This window comes from Tamlana flava (assembly GCF_041287255.1).
Classification (GTDB): Bacteria; Bacteroidota; Bacteroidia; order Flavobacteriales; family Flavobacteriaceae; genus Tamlana; species Tamlana flava.
The window spans coordinates 1-5,673 of sequence record NZ_JBGGTX010000012.1 but is presented as its reverse complement, the minus strand read 5'-3'; the positions used below and the strand labels follow the sequence as shown (position 1 = coordinate 5,673).

General features: G+C 49.9%; 1 protein-coding gene, 2 tRNA genes and 3 rRNA genes. All 6 read left to right on the top strand.

From position 1 onward, the window contains the following. On the top strand, positions 1-266 hold a 266-nt coding region (locus ACB104_RS16005), incomplete at its 5' end, for a hypothetical protein (RefSeq protein ID WP_370480354.1). A 102-nt stretch (positions 267-368) separates the two neighbouring features. Beyond that, positions 369-1,886 (top strand): 16S ribosomal RNA (locus ACB104_RS16000). Between the two features lie 163 nt (positions 1,887-2,049). Beyond that, positions 2,050-2,123: transfer RNA gene (locus tag ACB104_RS15995), tRNA-Ile, on the top strand. Positions 2,124-2,252: 129 nt separating this feature from the next. After that, positions 2,253-2,326 (top strand) — tRNA-Ala (locus tag ACB104_RS15990). Between the two features lie 244 nt (positions 2,327-2,570). After that, positions 2,571-5,393, top strand: a 23S ribosomal RNA gene (locus ACB104_RS15985). Positions 5,394-5,522: 129 nt separating this feature from the next. Then, positions 5,523-5,630 (top strand): 5S ribosomal RNA (gene rrf / locus ACB104_RS15980). Together the 16S, 23S and 5S rRNA genes with 2 tRNA genes alongside form the textbook arrangement of a ribosomal RNA operon. Positions 5,631-5,673 lie beyond the last annotated feature (43 nt).

The window sequence follows — 5,673 nt, the reverse complement described above, 5'->3', positions numbered from 1 at the left end:
AAAAAACATTTAAAAAAAAGATTAAAAAATCCATTGCGGTATTGAAAAAGGGTGTTATGTTTGCACCCGCAAAAAACGGCAAGTCCGTTGGGCGCCAAGTTCATTGTCCGGGTGTTTTTTCAGGTATTTTTTGGGTTCGAAAAAAAAAGTTCAAAAAAAGAATAAAAAGTATTGCGGGGATGGAAAAAGGGTTTTATATTTGCACCCGCAAAACCAGGAAACGGGTTTTGGAAAGACAAGAGAAGTTCATAGACATATTGAATTGACAGCGTAAGAGGGCCATTGGAAACGGTGGCTTTCGACAGAGAGAATAGACCATTTTGAGCGATAGAAGATTCCGATTGGTTGTTAAAATTAATTAAGATTTAACGATGAAGAGTTTGATCCTGGCTCAGGATGAACGCTAGCGGCAGGCCTAACACATGCAAGTCGAGGGGCAGCGGGGAAGCTTGCTTCCGCCGGCGACCGGCGCACGGGTGCGTAACGCGTATGCAACCTACCTTTTGCTATTGGATAGCCCAGAGAAATTTGGATTAATACAATATAGTATGTTAAGACTGCATAGTCTAAACATTAAAGATCACGGCAGAAGATGGGCATGCGTCCTATTAGCTAGATGGTGCGGTAACGGCGCACCATGGCGACGATAGGTAGGGGCCCTGAGAGGGGGATCCCCCACACTGGTACTGAGACACGGACCAGACTCCTACGGGAGGCAGCAGTGAGGAATATTGGACAATGGTGGGAACACTGATCCAGCCATGCCGCGTGCAGGAAGACTGCCCTATGGGTTGTAAACTGCTTTTGTACGGGAAGAAACACCCCCACGTGTGGGGGCTTGACGGTACCGTAAGAATAAGGATCGGCTAACTCCGTGCCAGCAGCCGCGGTAATACGGAGGATCCGAGCGTTATCCGGAATCATTGGGTTTAAAGGGTCCGTAGGTGGACGATTAAGTCAGGGGTGAAAGTCTGCGGCTCAACCGTAGAATTGCCCTTGATACTGGTTGTCTTGAATCATTGTGAAGTGGTTAGAATATGTAGTGTAGCGGTGAAATGCATAGATATTACATAGAATACCGATTGCGAAGGCAGATCACTAACAATGTATTGACACTGATGGACGAAAGCGTGGGTAGCGAACGGGATTAGATACCCCGGTAGTCCACGCCGTAAACGATGGATACTAGCTGTCCGGCTTCGGCTGGGTGGCTAAGCGAAAGTGATAAGTATCCCACCTGGGGAGTACGTTCGCAAGAATGAAACTCAAAGGAATTGACGGGGGCCCGCACAAGCGGTGGAGCATGTGGTTTAATTCGATGATACGCGAGGAACCTTACCAGGGCTTAAATGCAGTCTGCATGGGGTGGAGACACCCCTTTCTTCGGACCGATTGCAAGGTGCTGCATGGTTGTCGTCAGCTCGTGCCGTGAGGTGTCAGGTTAAGTCCTATAACGAGCGCAACCCCTGTTGTTAGTTGCCAGCATGTAAAGATGGGAACTCTAGCAAGACTGCCGGTGCAAACCGTGAGGAAGGTGGGGATGACGTCAAATCATCACGGCCCTTACGTCCTGGGCTACACACGTGCTACAATGGTGGGGACAGAGAGCAGCCACTCCGCGAGGAGGAGCGAATCTATAAACCCCATCACAGTTCGGATCGGAGTCTGCAACTCGACTCCGTGAAGCTGGAATCGCTAGTAATCGCACATCAGCCATGGTGCGGTGAATACGTTCCCGGGCCTTGTACACACCGCCCGTCAAGCCATGGAAGCTGGGAGTGCCTGAAGTCCGTCACCGCAAGGAGCGGCCTAGGGTAAAATCGGTAACTAGGGCTAAGTCGTAACAAGGTAGCCGTACCGGAAGGTGCGGCTGGAACACCTCCTTTCTAGAGAAAGACGACTAAAAGGTATCACATTACTATTTGCGAAAAATAGTTTATTCTCATTGCTGTTAATTTAAACATAAGATAGATACAAGAGACAAGAAGCAGGAAACAAGACTTTTTTAGTCTTTGGCCTTGAATCTATAGGTCTTGAGTCTACTAAAACAGTCTCATAGCTCAGCTGGTTAGAGCGCTACACTGATAATGTAGAGGTCGGCAGTTCGAGTCTGCCTGAGACTACAGGCCAAGCTTGATCGGGCGATAGGTCCAGGAAGGTTTGGGACAAGTTCATTAAATATTGAAAGGAAATTCTAGGAGCAGAGGATTCTAAATTCGCAATTCTGAATTCACAATTCTGAATTTCAAATTGGGGGATTAGCTCAGCTGGCTAGAGCGCCTGCCTTGCACGCAGGAGGTCATCGGTTCGACTCCGATATTCTCCACAGGGCAGTGCCTAAGGACAACATAGGTTGTTTCAGAGCGCTGCACGGATTGCACCGTTAATTTGTTTATCGGTGGCGGTTCGCCACGTTCATTGACATATTGGAAAAAGATACATGAAATAAAAAGTTAAAGAGATTTAACTTTAGCAATAATTCTGGTTGTTGCACCACAGCGAGCGGTGCAACGATCAACGATCAATTGGAAGTATCCAATTGGTTGAACTCATTGAAAAAGCAAAAAGTACAATAAGCTAAACAAGGGCGTATGGGGAATGCCTAGGCTCTCAGAGGCGATGAAGGACGTGATAAGCTGCGAAAAGCTGCGGGGACCTGCACACAAGGTTTGATCCGCAGATATCCGAATGGGGCAACCCAGCATGTTGAAGACATGTTATCCGCAAGGAGGCGAACCCGGGGAACTGAAACATCTAAGTACCCGGAGGAAGAGAAAACAAGAGTGATTCCGTTAGTAGTGGCGAGCGAACGCGGAACAGCCCAAACCGGTGTTGTTACGGCAATACCGGGGTTGTAGGACCACAATGTTCGGACCGTGATGAATTGGAACTGTTTGGAAAGACAGACCGTAGGGGGTGATAGTCCCGTACAAGCAAAGAACGGCGAGATAGTGGCATCCTGAGTAGCGCGGGGCACGTGAAACCCTGTGTGAATCTGTGGGGACCATCCCATAAGGCTAAATACTCCTGAGAGACCGATAGTGGACCAGTACCGTGAGGGAAAGGTGAAAAGAACCCTGAATAAGGGAGTGAAACAGAACCTGAAACCATACGCTTACAAGCGGTCGGAGTCCCGTAAGGGATGACGGCGTGCCTTTTGCATAATGAGCCTACGAGTTACCGTTGCTGGCAAGGTTAAGGCATTAAGTGCCGGATCCGTAGCGAAAGCGAGTCTGAACAGGGCGCCATAGTCAGTAGTGGTAGACGCGAAACCGTGTGATCTACCCATGGGCAGGGTGAAGCTGTGGTAACACACAGTGGAGGCCCGAACCGGTTGACGTTGAAAAGTCTTCGGATGACCTGTGGGTAGGGGTGAAAGGCCAATCAAACTCGGAAATAGCTCGTACTCCCCGAAATGCATTTAGGTGCAGCGTCGATTTATAGTTTTATAGAGGTAGAGCTACTGATTGGATGCGGGGGCTTCACCGCCTACCAATTCCAGACAAACTCCGAATGCTATAAAATGTTCGTCGGCAGTGAGGGCATGGGTGCTAAGGTCCATGTCCGAGAGGGAAAGAACCCAGACCATCAGCTAAGGTCCCCAAATGTATGTTAAGTTGAAAAAACGCGGTTGGACTGCTTTGACAGCTAGGATGTTGGCTTGGAAGCAGCCATTCATTTAAAGAGTGCGTAACAGCTCACTAGTCGAGCGGTCCGGCATGGATAATAATCGGGCATAAACATACTACCGAAGCTATGGACTTGTAAAAGTGGTAGGGGAGCATTGTAGTGCCGCTGAAGGTGCGCTGTGAGGCGTGCTGGAGGAGCTACAAAAGAAAATGTAGGCATAAGTAACGATAATGCGGGCGAGAAACCCGCACTCCGAAAGACCAAGGTTTCCTCAGCTATGCTAATCAGCTGAGGGTTAGTCGGGGCCTAACACGAACCCGAAAGGGGCAGTGGATGGACAACGGGTTAATATTCCCGTACCCGCTCCCGTTAAAAGTGACGGAGGCGTATATTCGGTGCGTGCTGACGGAATAGCACGTTGAAGCCAGTGGCAACACGGCGATAGTACACTAAGGCTCCGGCCGCGGTGATAATCCGGAGAAGCGACTTCCAAGAAAAGCGAGGGAAGCGGCCCGTACCCTAAACCGACACAGGTGGTTGGGATGAGAATTCTAAGGAGCTCGAGAGATTCATGGCTAAGGAATTAGGCAAAATTGACGCGTAACTTCGGGAGAAGCGTCGCCCCACTTCGGTGGGGCCGCAGTGAAAAGGTCCAGGCGACTGTTTATCAAAAACACAGGGCTATGCTAAATCGAAAGATGACGTATATGGCCTGACACCTGCCCGGTGCCGGAAGGTTAAGTGGAGATGTTAGCTTCGGCGAAGCATTCAAATGAAGCCCCGGTAAACGGCGGCCGTAACTATAACGGTCCTAAGGTAGCGAAATTCCTTGTCGGGTAAGTTCCGACCTGCACGAATGGTGCAACGATCTGGACACTGTCTCAGCCATGAGCTCGGTGAAATTGTAGTATCGGTGAAGATGCCGATTACCCGCTGTGGGACGAAAAGACCCCGTGCACCTTTACTATAGCTTAGTATTGGTTTTGGACAAGTAATGTGTAGGATAGGTGGGAGACTTTGAAGCGGCGTCGCCAGGCGTTGTGGAGTCATTGTTGAAATACCACCCTTTGCTTGTCTAGAGTCTAACCCCGCACAACGGGGGACAGTGCTTGGTGGGTAGTTTGACTGGGGTGGTCGCCTCCAAAAGAGTATCGGAGGCTTCTAAAGGTTCCCTCAGCACGCTTGGTAACCGTGCGCAGAGTGCAATGGCATAAGGGAGCTTGACTGAGAGGCATACAGGCCGATCAGGTACGAAAGTAGAGCATAGTGATCCGGTGGTTCCGCATGGAAGGGCCATCGCTCAAAGGATAAAAGGTACGCCGGGGATAACAGGCTGATCTCCCCCAAGAGCTCATATCGACGGGGGGGTTTGGCACCTCGATGTCGGCTCGTCACATCCTGGGGCTGGAGAAGGTCCCAAGGGTTGGGCTGTTCGCCCATTAAAGTGGCACGCGAGCTGGGTTCAGAACGTCGTGAGACAGTTCGGTCTCTATCTACAGTGGGCGCTAGAAATTTGAGTGGATCTGACCCTAGTACGAGAGGACCGGGTTGGACGGACCTCTGGTGTACCTGTTGTCGCGCCAGCGGCACTGCAGGGTAGCTACGTCCGGAAGGGATAAGCGCTGAAAGCATATAAGCGCGAAACCCACCACAAGATGAGATTTCTTTAAAGGGCCGTGGGAGATGACCACGTCGATAGGCCACAGGTGTAAAGGCAGCGATGCCACAGCCGAGTGGTACTAATAGCCCATAGGCTTATTGTACGCCTGTTTTTTTCAAGGGAAAAACAACATTGCTTTTTTTCATGTGATTTGTTCCAATATGTCAAAGATATTTGCGCACAGCGCAGTTAAAGCCGGGAGTGAATGGCCCAGTGGCTTTAACTTAAAGTTTAAGGTGGTTATAGCGACGGGGCTCACCTCTTACCTTTCCGAACAGAGAAGTTAAGCCCGTTAGCGCCGATGGTACTGCATTTGTGGGAGAGTAGGTCGTTGCCTTTCTTGGAAGCCCTTCATGGAAACATGGAGGGCTTTTTTTTGATTT